Source organism: Pseudomonas sp. HY7a-MNA-CIBAN-0227, from assembly GCF_040310325.1.
Taxonomy (GTDB): domain Bacteria; phylum Pseudomonadota; class Gammaproteobacteria; order Pseudomonadales; family Pseudomonadaceae; genus Aquipseudomonas.
Genome location: NZ_JBEOPT010000056.1, coordinates 1 through 351, shown reverse-complemented (window position 1 = coordinate 351; position 351 = coordinate 1). Strand labels below are relative to the sequence as shown.

Annotated in this window: 1 protein-coding gene; it reads right to left on the bottom strand. The window is 39.9% G+C overall.

What is annotated here, in order from left to right; genetic code table 11:
* On the bottom strand, positions 1-281 hold a 281-nt coding region (locus AAEZ06_RS26940; protein ID WP_502948053.1), incomplete at its 3' end, for an electron transfer flavoprotein subunit beta/FixA family protein.
* Positions 282-351: the final 70 nt, after the last annotated feature.

Sequence of the window (351 nt, the reverse complement as noted above, 5' to 3'; positions counted from 1 at the left end):
GGATAAGGCTTGGCGTCAGTCAATACTAAAACACCACGATCAGCACCCAATGCTAGCGCTGCACGGATTTGCTCTTGTGACTCTTTTGGACCAATAGACGCAACAATGATTTCGTCAATCACACCCGCTTCTTTTAGACGAACGGCTTCTTCTACTGCAATTTCATCAAAAGGGTTGATTGACATCTTGGTGTTAGATAGATCCACGCCAGAGTTATCAGCTTTTACACGAACTTTTACGTTATAATCAATGACACGCTTGACCGCTACTAATGCTTTCATACGTTCCTCGTTTATTAATGTTATGAATTAAAAAATTGTCAGTTAAGAACCAAAGGTTCATCTTTTAAAC